18 protein-coding genes and 1 rRNA gene are annotated in these 20428 nt (G+C 41.7%); 2 read left to right on the top strand and 17 right to left on the bottom strand.

Annotated elements, in window-relative coordinates; translation table 11 throughout:
* Positions 1–4: 4 nt before the first annotated feature.
* From BM294_RS14135 to BM294_RS14060, 16 genes are all read right to left on the bottom strand, one after another.
* Positions 5–679, bottom strand: a complete 675-nt coding sequence (locus BM294_RS14135) for a response regulator transcription factor (protein WP_036612753.1) — start codon at positions 677–679, stop codon at positions 5–7.
* A 6-nt stretch (positions 680–685) separates the two neighbouring features.
* Entirely contained in the window at positions 686–2035 is a 1350-nt protein-coding gene (locus tag BM294_RS14130; RefSeq protein WP_091209559.1) for a sensor histidine kinase, read from the bottom strand.
* 1 nt (position 2036) lies between these two features.
* The gene (locus BM294_RS14125) at positions 2037–3050 is read right to left on the bottom strand and encodes a sugar ABC transporter substrate-binding protein (protein WP_091209557.1); all 1014 of its coding nucleotides are present in this window, start codon (positions 3048–3050) and stop codon (positions 2037–2039) included.
* Between the two features lie 213 nt (positions 3051–3263).
* Positions 3264–3800: a linear amide C-N hydrolase gene (locus BM294_RS14120; RefSeq protein WP_091209556.1), complete on the bottom strand. Its 537-nt coding sequence runs from the start codon at positions 3798–3800 to the stop codon at positions 3264–3266.
* 138 nt (positions 3801–3938) lie between these two features.
* Positions 3939–4772, bottom strand: coding sequence for a YitT family protein (locus tag BM294_RS14115; RefSeq protein ID WP_091209554.1), 834 nt, complete (start codon positions 4770–4772; stop codon positions 3939–3941).
* 539 nt (positions 4773–5311) lie between these two features.
* Complete coding sequence (locus BM294_RS14110) at positions 5312–7414, bottom strand: clostripain-related cysteine peptidase (protein WP_175494706.1); 2103 nt, start codon at positions 7412–7414, stop codon at positions 5312–5314.
* A complete protein-coding gene (locus BM294_RS14105; RefSeq protein WP_091209550.1) occupies positions 7401–7976 on the bottom strand; it encodes a CAP domain-containing protein in 576 nt (191 codons plus the stop codon). Before BM294_RS14105 ends, BM294_RS14110 begins: the two co-directional genes overlap by 14 nt.
* Positions 7977–8174: 198 nt before the next feature.
* Positions 8175–9257, bottom strand: a complete 1083-nt coding sequence (locus tag BM294_RS14100; RefSeq protein ID WP_091209548.1) for a M42 family metallopeptidase — start codon at positions 9255–9257, stop codon at positions 8175–8177.
* 110 nt (positions 9258–9367) lie between these two features.
* Positions 9368–10363 carry an ABC transporter ATP-binding protein gene (locus BM294_RS14095; protein WP_091209546.1) on the bottom strand — a complete coding sequence of 332 codons (996 nt, stop codon included), beginning with the start codon at positions 10361–10363 and terminating at the stop codon, positions 9368–9370.
* A gap of 167 nt (positions 10364–10530) precedes the next feature.
* Positions 10531–11514, bottom strand: a complete 984-nt coding sequence (locus tag BM294_RS14090; protein ID WP_091209543.1) for an ABC transporter ATP-binding protein — start codon at positions 11512–11514, stop codon at positions 10531–10533.
* 113 nt (positions 11515–11627) lie between these two features.
* A complete protein-coding gene (locus BM294_RS14085) occupies positions 11628–12539 on the bottom strand; it encodes an ABC transporter permease (RefSeq protein WP_091209540.1) in 912 nt (303 codons plus the stop codon).
* Positions 12540–12679: 140 nt separating this feature from the next.
* Positions 12680–13612 carry an ABC transporter permease gene (locus tag BM294_RS14080; RefSeq protein WP_091209538.1) on the bottom strand — a complete coding sequence of 311 codons (933 nt, stop codon included), beginning with the start codon at positions 13610–13612 and terminating at the stop codon, positions 12680–12682.
* Positions 13613–13963: 351 nt separating this feature from the next.
* Entirely contained in the window at positions 13964–15652 is a 1689-nt protein-coding gene (locus BM294_RS14075) for an ABC transporter substrate-binding protein (RefSeq protein ID WP_091209536.1), read from the bottom strand.
* A gap of 290 nt (positions 15653–15942) precedes the next feature.
* Complete coding sequence (locus BM294_RS14070) at positions 15943–16548, bottom strand: NUDIX hydrolase (RefSeq protein WP_091209534.1); 606 nt, start codon at positions 16546–16548, stop codon at positions 15943–15945.
* A gap of 24 nt (positions 16549–16572) precedes the next feature.
* Positions 16573–16854 carry an Hpt domain-containing protein gene (locus tag BM294_RS14065; protein WP_175494705.1) on the bottom strand — a complete coding sequence of 94 codons (282 nt, stop codon included), beginning with the start codon at positions 16852–16854 and terminating at the stop codon, positions 16573–16575.
* Positions 16844–17452, bottom strand: a complete 609-nt coding sequence (locus tag BM294_RS14060) for a response regulator (protein WP_091209530.1) — start codon at positions 17450–17452, stop codon at positions 16844–16846. The genes BM294_RS14065 and BM294_RS14060 overlap by 11 nt, the downstream gene beginning before the upstream one ends.
* A 387-nt stretch (positions 17453–17839) precedes the next feature.
* Here BM294_RS14060 and BM294_RS14055 point away from each other — a divergent pair, with 387 nt between their 5' ends.
* Positions 17840–19099: a sensor domain-containing diguanylate cyclase gene (locus BM294_RS14055; protein WP_175494704.1), complete on the top strand. Its 1260-nt coding sequence runs from the start codon at positions 17840–17842 to the stop codon at positions 19097–19099.
* 272 nt (positions 19100–19371) lie between these two features.
* Complete coding sequence (locus BM294_RS14050) at positions 19372–19797, top strand: hypothetical protein (RefSeq protein ID WP_091209525.1); 426 nt, start codon at positions 19372–19374, stop codon at positions 19795–19797.
* Positions 19798–20327: 530 nt separating this feature from the next.
* Here BM294_RS14050 and BM294_RS14045 read toward each other — a convergent pair.
* Positions 20328–20428: ribosomal RNA gene (locus BM294_RS14045) — 23S ribosomal RNA — on the bottom strand; the annotation flags it as partial.

Here is a 20428-nt window from a genome sequence, read left to right as displayed (position 1 = left end):
GTCCTCACAAGTTGTCTATATATTTATTGACCGTACCGGTCTGAACCGCCCATATGGCGAGCTGGGTTCTGTCCCTTAGGTTCAGCTTACTGAGCACAGTACTGAGTGTGTTCCTAACCGTACCCTCAGAGAGATCAAGCTTTGCCGCGATTTCCTTATTGGAGAGTCCTCTGCCCACAAGCACTACGACTTTCCATTCATTCTCCCGGAGGTCCTTCACCATATCGTCGTCAACTTCATTGGCAATGTTTGATTTGGCCATCTGAGAAAAAAGATTCACCACCTTGGAAGTCACCGCTTCGTTGATTATAGCTGTACCGTTGTAAACCTTTCTTATGGCATCCGAAAGCTCCGTTACCGAGATACCTTTAAGGAGGTAGCCGCTTGCCCCGTACTTAAGCGCATCAAACACATATTTGTCATCATCAAAGGTTGTAAGGATGATGATTTTTATCTCAGGATACTGTTCTTTGATGATCTGTGTACACACCACTCCGTCCATACCCGGCATTCTGATATCCATGAGGATGATGTCCGGCTTTTCGTTTCTGACCGAACGGATGACTTCCCTGCCGTCAGAGACAGCATCCGTAACCTGAAAATCCGGTGTATTCTTCAGTATGATCATGAGACTCTGTCTCAAAAGCTCCTGATCATCAGCAATCAAAATCTTAATCATTTTACTTTAATCCTCTTTTTCTTCTGCACTGTTGCCCCATCTTATGGGAATTGAGGCATCGATCGTAAAGCCATCAGAACCGTCATAGCTAAGCGTTCCTTTCAGGAGACTGAGCCTCTCCTGCATATGGTGGAGACCGAAGCCTTTATACACTTTTCCGCATCCGATTCCGTTATCCTTAATCTTTATCTTCAGAAGTCCGTCTTCTCTTTCGATGCCAATGTCTATGACATCAGCCTTACCATGGCGGATAGCATTGGTCACACTCTCCTGCACGATTCTGTATATGGCATCCTCCTCATCCTGACTTAAATTAAGGAGTGACGTGGTACAGTTGTAATTGATGGTAATACCTGTAGACCTCATGGTTTCATCGATTATCTTGAGAAGCGCATCCTCAAGCTTTAGTCTCTCCAGTGCATCAGGTCTCAATGCTTTCACCGATTGTCTAACATCTGTGATGCCCTGTCTCGCAACCTCCTCGATGGCCTTGAGCTGCTCCTTGGTGGCATCCGGCGCAATATCCATAAGCATGATGCAGGCTTCTATACCTGTGACGATTCCTGTGAGGGCATGCCCCAGGGTATCATGTATCTCCTGTGCAAAACGGTTCCTCTCTCTGGTCTCCGCAGCACTTACCAGCTCCTCAGTATACTCCTCCAGCTGCTTGTTTGCCTCCGCAAGCTTGTGATTTGCGATTGAAAGCTCTCTGTAAAGCGCCGCGATCCTCTCCTTCTCACTCATCTGTTCCAGTATGAGGAACACCATGTAGAGAATGAAGATAAACACATCTATAAGGAACATGATGTTGATGGCACCGGAGAAAACAGAAGCGACATCTGGCCGGTAGTAGGTCCATATCTGGTTTACAGAAACCGGATTGGCATACCCTGAAAGAACATTGCCGTTAAGTACCAGATCCACACATGAAAGCAGTACGATATAAAGGATCTTTTTACTCCAGTCTATCCTGTTTCTGACTATATCCGCCAGTATCAGAAGTACCATTACCGTATAGGACAGCCCTGTACAGTAGAACAGTCCGGCACTGACTGCGATCTCAAGCCACAGCTTCACTATGAGTTCTATATGATTGTTACACTCTATGGACAGCAGTGAAAGCAGGCTTATGTACAGAATCCCGGCGATAACCGGAATCTTCCAGTAAACTATGGTTGCATGGCACTTTGTGATAAGGTCAAATGCATTGCCCTCCAGTATAAACCCGTGCATGGCATGCGCCGTTACCATAGTGATAAACATTATCATGAGACAATTGAACAGCTGCATCAAAGAAAAAAGCTGAGCAGATACCCTCTTGATCCCATCCCGATTCTGATTTAATATTTCTTCCATCCTACTGCCACCTGTCTATGGTAAATGATGCAACATTAGCTTTAGTGACCACCTGAACGGGAACCACAACTTCACCCGGGACGGTTTCTCCGTTAAGAAGTGCATACAGGGAGTCTGCTGCCTCCGTACCGATACGTGTCGGAAACTGGGCCGCCGATGCCTGCATCCTGCCTTCATTGATGAGAGCTTTGGCATCAGGGGATGCATCTACACCATATAACTCGACCTGATCAAGCATACCGTACTTCTCAAGAGCTGTTGCTGCACCAAGCGCTGCAAAGTCATTTAAGCAGAACACCACATCAAATTCTTTGCCCGACTGTATAAATCCCTCAAGTCCGGGAAGTGCTATCTCATACTGTCCCTCACAGGGTATCTCCCCTACAAGATTTGTTTTCTCGTTTTGACTGACAGCATCAAGAAAACCCTGTACCCGCTGGCGCCCGGACATAGCTTCATCGTGCGTCATAACAACCACTCTGGAGCCCTCCGGATGTTTGGAGCAGTAGTACTGTCCTATAGCTTTTCCAGCATTATAATTGTCAGACTTGATAGTCACATCTGCAAGCTCCGGATCTTCAAGTTCCGTGTCCACGACCACTATCTTTACACCCCGGGATTTTGCCTTTTTCATCACTTCCGTAAGTGCAGACGCATCAACCGGAGTTACCACCAGCGCATCTATACCCATATCAAGCATCTCTTCTATCTGAGATATCTGTCGTTCCACACTAAGCGTCGGGTCTCTCAAAACTATGTTGTCGCCCTGCGCTTCAACTCTGTGATTTATCTGCTCGTTCACGATCCCGTAAAACTCGTTGTTCATAGTCATATAAGTGACTCCGATGAGATGAGCATTTTCCTTCTGGCTGGCGGAAAAATCCGGTTTCACACTGAAATAGACCATGATCGACACAAAGCTCATCACCACCATCAGCACTTCTATGATACGGATTATATGTATATATCGTCTTGATGAATCACTGCCATGGGCGCTTCTTTTTTTATAAGACATATTCGTTCCTTCATTTATTTAATTTTGCTAAGAATCACACTTCGTTCTATTTTTAACAAAATCGAGTGGCATTGTAAATATTTTTGCACAATAAAAAGAAACCTCCACTAGTGATATGTACTCTCTCTTCCGGTTGTCCGGTAAAGAAGGTATCTATCACTAGCTTGAGCCTCTTTTTTTATTATGCATCATAGCTGAAAACGCTTCTGCCTGTTAGTCACCGACAACAAATAACTCTTTTCCATTCAAATCATAGTCCTTCATGTGAACACTTTTTATTGCCGGGTCTTCATAAGTATTGAAGTAATAGGTATCTGTAGCTGAAGAAAATCCTCCGGTGTAAATAGTTTTCTCGTACATTCCATCATGCATTTCTGCTGCACCGTCTATCATGGCAACACCTGACAGAGTGTGGAACATTCTGGAAACGTTCTCATCCTCATTGGATTTTACAGGATAATTGTTATTCAGATATGCTGCCCTGACAAATCTGGATGTGGAATAGTAATCTCCCGGTAACCCTCGCATCATGGAGCCAGAACCGAAAGGTGTCATCTTCACATCTTTCAAGACAACCTTTTCCGGCATATCGCTATCAAGATTCATGTAGTTACGAAGATTCTCACGATGCCACTCGAACCCCGGCTGATTAGCCAGTACATCAACATCATTTTTATAGACTTCCATGTGATTTTTTGTGTACTCGACCACAATGCTGCGTTTGGCATCGCCTATGATCCAATGCAGCATCGATACCGGATATTTCTCATTCTATACAGGCCGGAATATATCAAGCTTCCCCAGGTTCAGGCATTTATAGATACGGTTAAGTCTTGCGATAAATGATGAATATCATTATTACCCAATCCGCATTCTTATCTCCATACCTTATCTCAGAATTTCATCAATTGTAGATACTGTACTGAAGCTTCCGGAATGCCTTGATATGATCTCTTTCATCACAGGAAGTTCAAAGTAGCTTACATAGCAGATCAATGTATTGTTATTACCTGCGATGGCTCCGCGGGAATCCATGATGGTACAGGTTTTGTTAAGTCTTTCTTTGATATCCTGTATTATTCCATCAGGATCCTGCGTGATGATAGTAACCTGCTTGATGGATTCGAAGTGATCTGTAAAGTGGTCAATGACGGATGTGGCAACAACATAAACCAAAAGACTCATCAGCGCCGCTGTTGAATCTATCAATATAAAAACAGCCAGATAAACACAGACATTAAACACCAGAAGAACCGGAGTCATACTGTAGTTTCGTCCGGTTTTATCAGAAAGTTTTTTTACTATGATATTGGCAAGTATCTCAGAGCCGTCTATGCACCCACCATTTCTGATAATCAGCGAAAGTCCTGCTCCCAAAATGGCTCCACCGAAGGCTACAGCCAGGAAATGCTCGGTATTAAGTTCAAAAGGAATCTCCTCAAAAAACTCCAATCCAAGGGTGTAAACTACGGAACCAACCAGAGCCTTTAAAGTGAAGCTTTTCCCTATAAAAACATACCCCGCTATGATAAAGGGTATAAAAGTTGCAATTACACAGAGGGATAACTGGAATCCTGTAATCTTGTTTATGATGATTCCAACTCCGGCAGTTCCGTAATCTATAGCATCATTCGGCAGCAAAATCAGCGCAACCGAAAAGCTGGCCATGATGGCCCCCAGTATGATAAATAAATATGACAATGTATCTTTATGTTTCTTCATTTTCCTCCTTGCTTCAAAAACTATGCCTCTTGGATACAAGTGAACCCTGCCTGAACAAAGGGGTGGGTTCATTACTATATCTTACATCATAAAAAAGAACAAATTATGAATAGCCGACCCATTATAACGGTTCAAACGAGAAATGATTTCTGATCATAACCAAAGGGCATCAATTTAAAAACGTTAAGCTAAGGCTTATAAAATCAAAACAGCTTCCCTTAGAACCACTTTGATCTTTTTCCTTGATCTCCTCGGCAATTCTGAGTTTTCATCAGGAAAACTCAGAAACTGCCGAGGTCTTAGTGGTTCTTAGGGGAGCTGTTTTAGATTTTTTTGCCGAAGCGCTTCGTTTTTTAACTGATGTCCTTTGGTTTGAACTTACTTAATTCCCGTTTCATCTATTGGTCAGTAAAATCTAAGGAACCACTGATTATATCAGTGGTTCCTCAGAATCTCCGGCGTCGGGACACGGATTTTCAAAGGAATTTGATGCTTCGCATCAAAAAACCGGCCAGGGAAACGCTTTACTCAGCGTTTCCCTAAAGTTTATAGTCAATCGCAAATGTATAGTAAGTATTGCCGTATATATCTTTAAAACGGAAATTCACAAGTACATGAATATCTCTGTTGTTATACCTGTCAAATGGCTCGTAGCTTACTTCAAGGTCGCCATTGTAGATGATCGGATCGCCGTTGTAGACAAGCGAGTCAAAGGTGCTTGTGCCAATGCCATCCTCATTGTTGTATCTTGCATAATAAGTCCGGATTTCATCACCGTCCTTAAACTGATGCAGACCCTTTGCGCTGACATTTGGATCATCGTCGGATCTTGAATCAGCATCTTTATAATTGTACTTATAGCCGACAACGCGTCCGTATGGAGATTCCGCATCATTCACTATCTGTATCTTTATGCCTTTGTCATTCAGTGTTGCAGGAACATACCCGAAGCTGTAATCCTCCGCAAATGTCTCACCATATACGACTCCGGTTAAATAATACGGAACTATCTCGCCGTTCAACGCCAACCACTTGCCATCGTAGTCAAGCGTAAGGTCTCCGTCCCAATCCCATTCGTAATACTTGTCGGTTCCGCAGTCTACCAGCCATCCGCTCTCCATTTCGAGCCAATAGTCAACCCATATATCGGATATCAGATCCCATTGCTCTTCAGGCAGATGCAGCCCGTATTTACCGAAATTGTCCTTTGGTACCATCTCGAAAACGTTGACATCCGGCACAAGTAGATTTTCGGGAAGAACAGTGTGTGGGTCGTACCAGCTTGTTGCCAAAAGATCCTCCTCGCTGACTCCCGTGTCAACGGTAATGTCCCGGATTTTTTTAACATTTGATTCAGCTTTTTTCTCCCCGCCATCTTCTTCGGATGCGTTGAGCCTCGTTTTCACCAAAACGTTCAGAAAATGTCTGTAAAAATCAAAGTAACTTTCTTCGTAATCAAGTGTATAAAGCATTTCCATAACCTGATCAAACCGCTCAGGATATAAATACGGATAATACAGCGCGATACCGTTTGATCCGGTCACCGTTCCCTGGAAATAACAGACTGCATCCTTCGCTTTTTCAAGCACTTTCTGTGCTCTTCCGCTTTCTGTTTCTTCTTCAACAGAATTCAGGTAGTCAAAGAGATCTATCTGCTCGTAGCCATCGTTTCCGAAGCTTTTTGTATTTGCTCTCGCTACTACCGTTTTCTGATATTGATCGTTTAGGATTTTCTCCTCTTCTTTAAAGTACCCGCTTAATGTACGATAAAGCTCTTCAATTTTTTTTAGATCTACAAGCGACAGCGTATAAAAGTCATATTTGTTGTAATCAGGTCCGGAAACGAAGCTGTCAATGATGGTTTTCCCAAGCTCCGGAATGGACACTCCCGGTCTTTCGGAAAGTTGCTTTATCCATTCCGTGTAATACCAGCCTGTCGACGGCTCCGTCTCCTCCGATGCTATCATATAATCTGCGTGTCCGGCGAGTGCCATAGCCGTTTCAACCGTACACATAAGACATGCATCGAAACCGATGAAATCAAAATGAAGTCCTCCATCCGAAAGTGCCTCATGAATCTGGTCTATGCTCATTGTTTCATCGGGATAGTATTCATCAAGACCGTAACCGACTAAAGTACCTCCACCGTGGTTCCAAAGCACAAGTCCGTATCTTTCCGCGGTTTGATTATTTCCGGCCCAGGAGATAAAGTCAGCAAGGGTTTCGGACTCTGACATTCTCACATTATCAAGAAGCTCGATTGTCTCTAACTTTCCGTTCCTTATCCTGTACCTGCCTACTCCATCATTCTCAATCTCTTTGAGATGCCAGCTTTTTGATCCGCCGGTCTGTATTATAATGTTGAGATTGTCTCCTGATGCTGCTCCGAGCATTTCCTGGATATCATTGCTTGCGGCCGCATCAAAGGTTTCCAGGTCGGAGCCGATCATATAAACAAGCAAAGCAAAGCTTCCCTCAGTATCTTTTGCATCTGCAGAAGCTGTTCCTTTACTGCTTGAGACCGCTTCGTTTGTTCCTGAGGCCGGATTTTTACTGCAGGATATACACGATAAAACGGCACTCGAAACGACTGCCGTTATTATCATGGTTAATATTATTTTTCTTGTTTTAGTAGTATCCAAATTCCTGTACCCAATACCACTTTCCGCCGTTTTCATATATGCCTATTCCACACGATACAAAACCTGCTTTTAGTATGTTTTCGCGATGCATTGTGGAGTTCATCCACGCATTGACCGCGGCGTCCGGAGAGTTGAATCCCTGAGCGAGATTCTCACCATACATTATATCGGGGCAGACGGTGTACCAATCGCTGCCATTAGGTCTTGAGTGTGAAAATGCCGACGGAAGTTCCGTTGCCCTTATCATCGCACAGGCAGCAAGGCTGTCGTCCCACTCCAGTGCGGCCAGTCCGTTGTTGGCTCTTTGCTGGTTAACCAGATTAAGCGCGCTTTTGGCAGTATTTATATAATTCTGACCCTGCCACGAATTTGTTCCCTTATTGATTATATTTGGATCCACCATACCTGCCGGTGTGGTTTTGGGTCTGCTTCGGAAAGCTGCTTCGTCTCCCACGATGCCTCCCGTCTTTTTCATAGTCATTACCAATGCGGTCGTCAGACATATAATGAGCAGTATGCCCACAATAATCAGCTTACGGTTGATTTTTATACTGCCTTTCATTACCACGATGCCTCCTTTTTGAAAATTCTATACCTTTACGACACAAGTGAACCCTGCCTGAATCAAATGCAGGACTCTTTTCTTATATTTTACATCATAAAGTATAAAAAGTGAGCATTCTTTGTTCCTGGTAACTAATGATCTCTAAGGAAAAAATAATTAATTCAATACTTCCTTAGAGCCTCCGGCGGCAACGGTCTATATTTCCGTTTTCTTCACAAAGTGGTACAAAAGTCCCACACAGTCAACCACATCTCTTACATCCACCACCTCGTAGCTGTGAACATATCTCATTGGGATCTGTATTCCCCCGGCTCTTATTCCGGCGTTAAGTGTCTGCATAAATGATGCATCTGTTGCACCTGCCGCATAGGCCTCAATCTGATAAGTAATCTGATTTTCCCTGCAGATTTCCTTCATTTCCTTAACGATCTTCCGGTCTGCGAGGAGTCCGTTGACACAGGTGGAGAGCTTATCCATGATCTTAATGGATGCACCCTTTCCCAAAGAATTGACCATCTTCTGAGCTGAAACTCCCGGGATGTCCGTTGCCAGACTCATATCGAGGGCGATAGCCATGTCAGGGGCAATGCTTCTGGCCGCCACAATAGCACCTCTCGCTCCGACTTCTTCCTGAGTAGTAAAAACTGCATAGAAGTCAGGAGTATCCTTTTCATCCTGAAGCATCTTGATAACCTCAATAAGCATGAATACGAGGGCTCTGTCATCAAGAGCCTTTCCGCCGACTCTATGCTTTCCAAGTTCTATAACCGGATAATCGATAGATACCGGATCTCCCTCCTGAATTCCCATTTCATAAACTTCTTCTCTTGACTCTGCACCAACCTCTATAAAGAATTCGCCTATCGATTTAGGCATCTCGGTGCAGCGGTCAGGACGACCCGGATGAAGTGAATTTACTATTCCATCGATATGTCTGCCATCCTCTGTACGGATCACCACATGCTTTCCGAAGAACTGCTGTGGGGCTATACCTCCGAGAGTTTCTATAAAGATAAATCCGTTTGCATCTATATGACGAATAATGAGACCTATCTCGTCCATGTGTGCCGCAACCATCAGTTTTCCGGGACGGTTTCCCTTTTTGAATGCTATGAGATTTCCCATTACATCAGTTGATATGGTTACATCGTAGCTTTCTATTTCCTTTTTGATAAGTTCGTATACCTCATCCTCCTGACCTGATGGTCCGAATGTTTCTGAAAGTGGTTTTATTAGTTTTCTAAAATCCTGTGCTATTTCTTCTTTTGTAAGTTTCATTTTTACCCCCATTGGTCAGGCACGAGTTGTATTCATCCAAACCCGTATCTGACTCACCATCAAACTTTGAAAGTTTACTTTCAAAATATCTCCAATCTTCCTGTACCTGTTTAAACTATAGTCACGCAGGCAGCTTTATGTCCCGGTCTTCCATCAACTTCCCTCAGTTCCGGCATGACTTTACTGCATTCCTCCGTTGCATACGGACATCTTGTATGGAAACAGCACCCTGAAGGCGGATTTGCCGGAGAAGGTATATCTCCTGAAATCAATTCCTTATCATCTTCAGGAACTTCTTTTCCGATAACCGGAATACTTTCAAGAAGAAGCTTTGTATACGGATGTTTCGGGGATTCGAAGATGTCTTCTTTACTCCCCTCTTCAACCACATGTCCGAGGTACATCACTATGACACGGTCAGCCATGTGACGAACCACACCCATATCATGGGATATAAAGATATAGGAAATATTAAGTCTTTTCTGAAGTTCTTTCAGAAGATTCACCACCTTTGCCTGAATAGAAACATCCAGGGCTGAAACCGGTTCATCACAAAGAATAACTTCAGGCTTTTCAATGATGGCTCTTGCTATACCTATTCTCTGACGCTGTCCTCCTGAAAACTCATGAGGATAGCGATCAAGGAAATCTCTGTTTAACCCCACCATATCGCAGGCTTCAAGTATTTTTCGTTCCCGTTCTTCCTTATCTTTCCATGAACCTGCTATGTCTATAGGTTCTGCAATAATGTCTCTGACTGTCATTCTGGGGTTAAGGGAAGAATACGGATCCTGAAAGATCATCTTGATATTTTGTCTTGCCTTCTTAAGTTCTTCACCCTTAAGTTTTCCGAAGTCCCGCCCATCCAGCATGATACTTCCTTCAGTCGGTTCCGTTATCCTTATGACAGATTTAGCTGTGGTGGACTTTCCGCACCCGCTTTCTCCGACTATAGCCAGAGTTTCTCCTTTATACAGTTCAAAGGAAACATCATTTACAGCCTTTACACATGTTTTCTTTCCGGATAGAAATCCTCCGCCGGAATAGTAATATTTTTTAAGATTTCGAACCTTCAAAACAGGTTCAGCCAATGTTTTATGTTCCATGTTTTCTCCTGTAGTACATCAGCGTCATAAGATTTTCACATGCTCATTATTAATGCAGTTAAAAAGTCAAATATGACCCAAGTATCATAAGTCTTATCCCACGTATGCCTTCACAAAATACTTCATGGCAGTGCAAAGTGAGAAGTGATCCTATATCGACTTTTGGGCTAAATTGCCGGAATGAAACATCTAACAAGATGTCCCGGATTATCTTCATTTATATCTACAAGCTCCGGTTTCTCGGTTTTACACTTCATGCTGCACCTTTCACATCTTGTGGAAAAAAGACATCCGGCCGGAAGATCATAAAGCATCGGCACAGATCCCGGGATGGCTTCCAGAGATTCCGCCTCGCCGTCCATTTTTGGAATTGCAGCCTGAAGTCCTATAGCGTAGGGGTGTGCCGGTGTGGTAAAGATATCCTTCTTATCAGAAAGCTCTACTACCTGTCCCGCATACATTACCGCCACTCTGTCAGACATCTGTGAGATAACGCCCATATCATGGCTGATGAATACAACTGCAGTATTGAGCTCTTTCTTTAACTTACGGATGAGATACAGTATCTGTGCCTGTACGGTCACATCAAGTGCTGTTGTCGGCTCATCACATATAAGAAGCTTTGGTCTTAAGCTCAATGCCATTGCTATCATGATGCGTTGTCTCATACCACCTGAAAGCTGTGACGGAACAGAGCGGAAAACCTTTTCCGGCATAGGGATTCCTACTGACTTAATCATATCCATCGCCCTTGCCACTGCCTCTTTTCTTGAAACTTTTTCATGGGCAAGTATAGCCTCAACTATCTGCTGCCCGCAGGTCATGATAGGATTTAAACTTGTCATGGGTTCCTGAAAGATCATGGAGATGGCACTTCCTCTGAGATTCTGAAGAGTCTTCTTTGAGGCATTGACCAGATTCACACCTTCAAATACTATCTCTCCTCCGGTGATCTTCAAGGGAGCATCGATAAGCCCCATGATGGCAGAGGCAAGCATACTTTTTCCGCATCCGCTCTCTCCTACTATTCCAAGGATTTCTCCGGGTTTTAAACTAAGATTTATATGGTCTAGAACCGGAAGTGTGCCTCTTTCTGTAAAGAGCCGTACATCAAGATCTTTTATTACCAGTAATTCACTTTTTTCAGACATTATACTTACCTTCATATACTTTTCTGTTTAGTTTCCCATACCTTACATCAGACTGCAGGTTCCATCGCAGTCTGACCGTGGAAACACTTAATCAGCGTTTCTCCAACCCCAAATCATTTATGAAGCTTCGGATCCAGAGCATCCCTCAGTCCGTCTCCAAGCATATTGAATGCCATTACCGATACGATTATGAAAAGTCCCGGAAAAAGACTGTAGTAGGTGTTTGTTCTGATGAATGTCTGGGCACCTGAGATCATTGAACCCCAGCTTGCAGTTGGACTTGGTACTCCGAGCCCCAGGAAACTGAGACTTGCTTCAGTCAGGATAGCTGAAGGGATTCCCAGAGTATTCGTGATGATCAGCATGGGAATACAGTTAGGAAGCAAATGTTTAAATATGATACGTCTGCTTGATCCGCCATTAACGATACAGGCCTGAATGTATTCCTGCTGCTTAAGTGTCAGAACCTGTCCTCTTATAAGCCTTGCGGTATTTGCCCAACTGAGAAGACCAAGAGAAAGATAGAGATTCATCAGTCCCGACCCCAGTGCATACATCAGAGCCATGGCAAAAAGCAGAAATGGAATACTGCTGAAGACCTGAATAAAAAACGAGATGATATCGTCTGCTTTCTTTCCGAAATATCCAGCCGTAACCCCCATGAGATATCCGATAACAGATGCTATAAGCTGAGATATTATTCCTACAGATAGAGAAACACGACATCCATAGATACATCTTGTGAAAATGTCTCTCCCGAACTCATCGGTTCCGAATATGTGTCCCTTCACTCCCGGAGACAGAAGCCGTTCTGCAAGCTTCTGCTTATCGGGATCAAAGCCTGTAACCAAAGGTGCTGCCACAGCAAGAAAAATCATAAGTATTATCACAAAAAGTGAAAGCATGGCGACCTTGTTTTTCCTGAATATACGAAAGCTTTCGTAGTAGTAGCCACTGTGTTGAATTTTAGTTTCGGATATATTTCTTCCTAAAGTGTCTAATTGTATCAGTTTAGTCTTAGTCATTAAATGCTCCGTTCTATCGTTATAAAAAACTTATGATTTCATAAGGAGTATGAATCCCTTAACAGTCCTTCATTGTTTTTGGGGCTTTTTTATTATTCATATGCATCCTCGCCTGTGAAATAATTATTTATTCCCATCCATCATTCAACTGAAGCACCGAGTCTGATGTTAGGATTCACAACTGCATAAAGTATATCTACAACGAAATACACAATCACACAAACTGTCGCAACATAGATAACTCCGCCCTGAACAAGCGGTATGTCACGTTTTCCGATGGCATCTATGAGAAGCTTTCCGATTCCCGGAATATTGAAGACATTTTCAGTGATCATAGATCCTGTAAGCAGCGAGCCGATATCCGCACCGATGATTGTGATTATCGGAATCAACGCATTCCGCAGGATGTGTACCATGACTATACGGAAACTGCCAAGACCTTTAGCATATGCTGTACGAATGAAATCCTGCCCCATAACTTCCATCATAGAGGCTCTTGTTACTCTTGCGATTGAGGCTGCATATCTTGTGCCAAGAGCTATGGCCGGAAGTACGTAACCAATAGGTGTCTGTACTCCTGATACGGGAAATATCTTAAAATTCAATCCGATATATATCTGAAGAAGAATGGCCACCCAGAATGATGGTGCTGAAATTCCGAGAACAGACAGTGTCATGAGACTCCGGTCTATCAAGCTTCCGTGATTTACGGCAGCAATGATTCCCATGCTGAGACCTACTATCAGGGCTATCACATAGGCCAGTACAGCAAGAAATGAAGTGTACTGAAAAGCCTGAAGTATCAGAAACAAAACTGATTTTTTCTGGAAATAGCTGTTACCGAAATCGCCCTTAAGGAGATTACTTATCCACTGAAAGTATTGCTGCCATAGCGGAACATCCAGTCCCAGATTATGGCGAACTTCTTTTATTTTATTGGCATCAGCGAAGTCTCCCAGCATGGCGGCCACAGGGTCGCCGGGTAAGACATTGAGAATAAGGAATGTGATGAGAGATATGGAAAAAATGATTCCAAGAGCAAGTAGTGTACGCTTAATGATATATCGAAACATAGAAGTCCTTACCTGTCGTATAAGATGACGTGAGTGTTCAAAAGTATTTGACCCTTACATCGTAGGATAACGACATTTAATTCGAATTTAACCGGATATGAATATCAAATCCTTATAAGTCGGGATTGAATCCATGAATTAAACGGAAAGGATGCCGCCCGGGTATTTCCCAGGCAGCATCCGGTAAATGATACAGCTTTTAAATCCGCTATATCATCTGCAAAGGATAAATTTCATCAGTGAGAATGGCAGTAACGGAGGAACACTGATATTGATTTATCCTGCATTAATGGTTTTACTTATTTGTTTTTGTGTTCTATACGTCTAACGTCATATGAATCCGGGTGTATATCAGGCCTTAGCCTTTGCATCTGCATCGATATCCACGTCGAAGAAGTGATAGATCAGGTTACCCACCTTGTAGTTCTTTACATATGGCTTTGCGATAAACTGACTCTGTGGATAGTAAAGAGGAATACATGCGTAGTCGTCCTGTGAAAGAAGCTTATCTGCCTTCTTATAGAGCTCTGCACGCTTATTCTCATCAGTTGAAACTCTTGCATCATCCATTGCCTTGTCAAAGTCGGCATTCTCATAGAACACACCCTGTGCAACAGAGTTTGTTGAGTAGAAGTAGTTGTACATCTGGAAATCGCCGTCAGGATAGAGTGCGTTCCATGTCATACCTGTTACAGGAATCTTTCCGGCTGTTCTGTCAGCAGTCCATGTGGCATTATCGACCACATTCAGGTTAAGGGTGATACCTACTTCATCAAGGTAACCCTGAAGTGCTGCAAATACAGTCTGGTCTGCCTGACGAACTTCAGCATCGATGGTGATACCGTCACCGTAGCCGGCCTCTTCGAGAAGCTTTTTGGCCTCTTCCGGATTGTACTCGTAAACAGAAAGTGAATCGTCATGACCCGGTATGTTGTTATTCAGGAAACTTGATGCAGGAATACCGGCACCGTTCAGGATTGTATCAACAAGCTCCTCACGATTTATGGCAAGTGAGATTGCCTTTCTTACATTGATGTCGCTAATGTAGTCGGCCTTTAAGTTAAGTGACATAAATGCTGTTCCGAGAGGATGATAAGCTGTGATTTCGGAAGCATTGGTCTCCTGATACTGACTGAGCAATGCAGGATTTACATCAGCAAGATCGATGTCACCATTCTCATAAGCTATAAGCTTTGTCTGGTCGTCATCAAAATATACGAAATCAATCTCATCGAGATTAACGTCACCGGCATGATAGTCATCGTTCTTTACCAGCGTTACACCTGTTGTGTCATCATTGGTATCAATCTTGTATGGACCGGTACCGATGAGATCTGTTCCGAAGCCCCACTTGTCTCCCGCTTCCTTGCAGGCTTCCTCAGGGAAAATGTCAGCATAAGATGTGGCGATATTCTTTATAAAAGGTGCAAATGCATAGTCCAGAGTTATGGTGAAATGATAATCATCCTGGATTTCAAAACCTGCAAGTTCAGTAGCCTTGCCGTCGAGCATATCCTGAGCACCCTTTATCATCTTGAAGTACGCTGTGGATTTAGCCCCGGTAGCCGGTGTGAACATACGCTCGAAGGTAAACTTTACATCAGATGCTTTAAGCTCTGCACCGTTTGTGAAGTGTACTCCTTCTTTAAGCTCGAAGCTGTATGTGAGGCCATCATCAGAGATGGTAGGGAAGGCCGTTACAAGAACAGGAACCTCCACATTGTCCTCGTTAAATCTGAGAAGAGATTCTGTTATCTCATCTGCAATTGATGCAGCTCTTGATGAAGTCGATACCTGCATATCAAGTCCGTCACCTGCATTACCCTGTCCGAAACGAAGAACCTTACGTCCGGCATCATCTGACTTATTTGCATCAGAATTTTCCTTCTTATCATCACTTGTATCCAATGCATACTTTCCTGCTGCTTCAGTTGTTGCCTCAGGTACTGATTCCCCGCCTGTTGTTGGCACACCGCAGGCACTTATAGCTGTGGCAGAAACCAAAGCGGCTGATAAAATAGCTAAAACCTGTTTCCTCATAAACCCCTCCCGATTTAACGTCAGCTTTATTAAAAGAAATGTCTGACATTATGAATGATTGTCTTCGGAAAACTCATAAGTTTTAATTCACTTATAGTGAGTTCCTTTAATTAAATCAGCAGATATGAATATTATTTATGAAAAATTATTCTTTCATATCTCGTTTAAAAATATATTAGTCCTGTTTTTTGGTGAAAACAATTTGGAATAATTTAGGGTTGGATATAGATAGAAACTATAGATACCGATTTTTTACTACTGAAAGGGAAAATCGGCTAAACCATATATTCTCATCTTCTTGCCAACAGCCAGGCCATGATATGTACTGCCTGTTGAAACCTGCCGGCAGAGATCATCTCTTCGATCTCATCGGAAGTGTATTTTTTTACATTTAGAAATTCAGTCTCATCAAGTGACTGACCTGCAACTCTTCTGCAGTTTTTCGCCCTGTAAATGTAAGCATAGTTGTCTGCGATGGTTGCATTGGACGGAACAGTAATAAGATGACTCCATTCATCGGATTCATAGCCTGTCTCCTCAAGAAGCTCGCGCTTTGCCGCAATCAATGCATCTTCTGATGATTCATCATGAGAATCACCGTATTCCTTATTGTCCTTTCGCTCAATGCCTCCTGCAGGGAACTCGGTTGTCACTTCCTTTATTCCTTGCCTGAACTGCCTTACTGAAAGAAACTTCCCTTCTGTATCAGAAGCCACGATAACAACATAATTCTTGCGACTGTAGCTGTAGTAAGGTTCAAACACTCTTCCATCGGGAAACCTGTATGCAAGTCTTTTAAAATCTATCCATTCATCCTTTACAATATGCTCGCAACTGACTTCCTCCCAGGCAAGAGAGTCTTTTTCTTTATTATCTGAAAAACTGTTATGGATCATCTGACACCTCACATTAAGTATTTGTCATTTGAACAATGCTTTCAGCTGTTCCTTTCTTTCGAAAATCAACTTTACATAAGAACTGTAATCCATATCCTTTCGTGATCTCAAAAGCTCTGTCACCTCTTTAACAGGTTCAAGAATAGGTGTAAGCGAAAGATTTCCTATGACACCTTTCAGATTATGCGCAGCATCGAAAGCACTGTCAAGGTCTCCGTCTTCTATGCTCTGCTTCAATGTCTCGAAATTGCTATCATCCAATAATCTTGAGATCATCGAAATATAAAAGTTTTCGTTACCCATCATTCGTGAAAGAGCTTCTTCCTTTATCACCGTAACGTTCATTAAAGATATGAAAGTTGTTTATCCCGAGAACAACCGCATCAGCCGAAAGATCGTAATAGTATCTGTCAAAAAGTTCAGTGTATAAATAAAAGGATTCCTCTGTATAAAGTCCGGTCAGAACATCATACTGAGTATCACTGATGATCTGCCTGTCCTCTGACAGTTCGATGGCTCTGCGGACTCTTGCCCTTACAACATCAGGCTGAGGATACGGTTTTGGAATGAAATCTACCGCTCCGGCATTTAAACTTGCAACCTCAGAATCCTGATTCGCCGTGAGAACTATCACCGGAATACGTGACAGTTTCTCATGAGATTTCAGCTTGTCGAGGAGTTCAAGCCCGGTCATATTAAGCATTATCAGATCGAGCAATATGAGTGAAATAGTCTTACTGTTTTTTTGGACAATGTCATAGGCCTCTGCACCATCTTCCGCCAGAAGGACATGGTAGTCCTCCTTCAACATCTCAAACAGTATCTGCCTGTTTATATATTCATCATCTGCAACTATGACAGTCCTCTTTCCCTTTCGTAACAGAGGAATAACAGGATTAGGCATATTAATTTCCCTCCGGTTGATGAAGCAAAACTCCGTGTAGTATCCCGCGCTCAGATAACTAAGGAAACACTGATTATATCAGTGTTTCCACGGATGGCACGGATTGTCAACGGAAATTGATGCTTCGCATCGAAAATCCGTCCCGGGAAACGCTTTAATCAGCGTTTCCCTAATTGTTTGACGTGTCTGTATTAATGATTATAAAGGTTTAGGAATGAAAATTGATAAATCCAATCAAATTGGCTTCTCATTTAAGGAACGAATGTTATGGTTTGTTACATTTGTAGCAATCACATTTGTTTTTAAGTTTCCTTATATTACAGCTATAGCACATATACCTCAATGATTGCCAAAGGCAATTCTTTTGTTGCCGGTAGAGCAGATGCTTTGAAACAACATATAGCTTCTATACTTGAAGCGAAAATTACGGTAATGAACTATATAGCTGAACAACCGGAAATCAGTGGAATGAATACGGACGTTCAAAAAGAGTATTTGCAAAAAAGAACCCAAAATGTTGGTTTTGAATATATGTTTGTTGCAGATACAGACTGCAAAAGCTATTTCTTTAATGGTTCAAAAAGACCACAACACGAAGATATTGAAATGTACAAAAATGCATTACAGTATGAGCAGTACATAGCTGATCCTTCTACCAGAGAAGGAACTGATACTCCTATCACAACCATATGTACATCTATCTATGATACCACAGGTCAAAAGGTCGGACTTTTATGCGGCACCTTGAGTTTGTCTGCACTATACGAAGAATTAAGATCTATGTATGATGAAGGACTTACCGCGGCCATAACTCAAAATGGAGAATATGTTCTTTATGAGAATACTATGTCAGTGGTAAAGAAGGATAATGCCATCGAAACGTTTTCAGATTCCAGTGAAGCTATTAATTTCATCGGTAAAGGTTTGAGTAGTACTGCTACACTGTCAGGAAAGCTTAGATACAGAAATCAGGAGTACTTTGTTGCAATGTCAGATCTCGATTACTGCCATTGGAAAATAATATATATTCTTGATGATGATTACTTTATGGGTGGTATATTGAACATTTTGCTGCTTCATGGAACATCTTTCCTGATGATGCTGGTGGCGACGTTTCTGATCTTTAAGCATCAGGTTAACGCTATCAAAACCAAAAAGCTTGCTTATCAGGATGCTCTTACCGGCCTTGGAAATGCCAAGAAATGTCACGATATGATAAATGTATTTGATGATCTTGAAGAAGATATCATGGTGGTCTGTTTTGATTTAAACAGTTTTAAGAAAATAAATGATACGTATGGCCATCAAAGTGGAGACAGAGCCCTTAAAGCATTTGCAGAGTGTCTAAAAAACAGTTTTGGTACAGTAGGTTTTGTCGGGAGAATCGGCGGAGATGAATTTATTTCACTTATTCCCGGTAATATTAAAACAAAATATGATATCGCAGTGAAGGCCTTGAATGAAGAGATTGAAAAATTCAATCGCTCAAGCCTCGAATCCTTTAAGCTTTCAGTATCTCACGGATGCGCAACCCGAACAGTAGATGAGATAAAAACAAGACAGATTAACTCTATGCTATATGAAGCAGATTCAAACATGTATAAGTCTAAAGCTAATTATCATAAGGAGAATAAAGAAGACAAGTAGCTTATTAGTATTACCGGAGTGTCGATTTAATATATATATATATATATATGATTTATATATGATTTACATATGATTTTAACATTTAATTTTAATATTTTTGTCTGACATTTTCAGAACATGCAGATATTTCTGAGATATTACAGTTTACGATATTACTGTTAGCCAAGTCACTAATCTTGAAAATGACTATAATCAAATGAACTTATGTAGCATTTTTAGGAACCCCACATACCATGGGCTTCCTGATTCAATATAAAAAAGGAGATAGAGTTATGGCTGGTATTAATAATATTCCTAAGAAAAAGGCTTTAGAATACCTCAATGAAAAGTTAAATGATAAAAGCCTTAAGGAAATCATTGATTTTATATATGAGATAGTTTTTTTGGGCAAGGATATTCCTTTTGACAACAACGACATATATTACTATTGCAGAGCCTTTAATATAATATCCTATGGTGTAGAACATAATGTAGTTAACTGTCTGCATGATTATGTTGTAGAAAATGATTCCAATACAGTTTACAGATCATACACAAAGGTTATCACCAGATTTCCCAAAGGAATCACGGCAGATACGCCACTATTTTCAGAGCTTCTTGAAACACAGTTGAACAAGGACCTCGCTGCTGAAGCTGAAAAGGAAGCAGAAAGCAGAAACTCATTATTTGGAAAGCTTAACAACCTCTTCAGAAAATAAGACACGCTCATTTAGATAATCTGTTCAGCTTTAATAATGGTATAAAAATACAAATCCAATCACCAGTTTTTATACAGAATCCGGTGATTGTCATAATCCCTAAACTTCATTGATAATATTGAAGTTTCAGGGATTTTTTCCTATTGTTATACTGATTTACCTTTCAAAGTTCAACTTTAAGAACATATTTTGCTTATCTATTTGTATATTCTCAGAACTTCAAAATCCCCACAGATTCCCCACAGATTACAGTTATAAAATAAAAATGCAGAAATGGATTATAAAATAAAGCCCTTATTAAAATTACGTGTTTTTAATGCGGACATATGTTGTGCTGAATGTTCAGTTAATGCCATTTCCTATAAAGTTCCTATAAACATAAAAAAACAACCAGATACAAATCTGATTGTTTAAAAAGCTTCGATATAAAGTTTATGATCATAGATCAAATATCGTGCCTTGAAAACTGCGTACCGAATACAAATAACTTATTCTCAGTAATCCATCTGTTATCCAGCAACCAAACCACATTGGTCAAACCCTCGACCTATTAGTAACTATCACCTGAATGCTTTACAGCACTTACAGCTTAGCCCTATCTACCTCGTAGTCTTCAAGGGGTCTTACTCTT

Source organism: Oribacterium sp. WCC10, from assembly GCF_900113415.1.
GTDB lineage: Bacteria > Bacillota > Clostridia > Lachnospirales > Lachnospiraceae > Oribacterium.
The sequence above is the reverse complement of the archived record's forward strand: the minus strand, read 5'-3'. Positions and strand labels throughout refer to the sequence as shown.